We start from the raw sequence: 271 nt of genomic DNA, 5'->3' as shown, positions 1-271 counted from the left end.
CAAAAACAATTACACCACCAACACTAATTGAATCCGAAAGTAACTTTAATGCAGCACGAGTTGGCTCGTATAAATCAAAATCTAAGTAAGCGAAAGAAATTAAAGAGTGTGGATTTTCTTTTTCGTATTCGGGAATAGTGACTAGCGCATCACCTGGGATGAGTTTTACCTTGTTTTCCAGTTCGAATAATGAAATCGCTTTTTTTAGTGTCTGCTCATCACCACAGTACTTGCCTGTTTGCGTGTTAGCGAACTCTCCGTCTTCTTTTAC

Annotated in this window: 1 protein-coding gene; it reads right to left on the bottom strand. The window is 38.4% G+C overall.

Features of this window, described 5'->3' with window-relative positions; genetic code table 11:
- The coding region (locus R2R70_RS20370; RefSeq protein ID WP_410978957.1) for a hypothetical protein at positions 1-271 on the bottom strand (271 nt) is incomplete at both ends.

The organism is Cobetia sp. SIMBA_158, from assembly GCF_046566945.1.
In the GTDB taxonomy this organism is placed as follows: domain Bacteria; phylum Pseudomonadota; class Gammaproteobacteria; order Pseudomonadales; family Halomonadaceae; genus Cobetia; species Cobetia amphilecti.
This window is presented reverse-complemented; position numbering and strand designations above follow the sequence as displayed.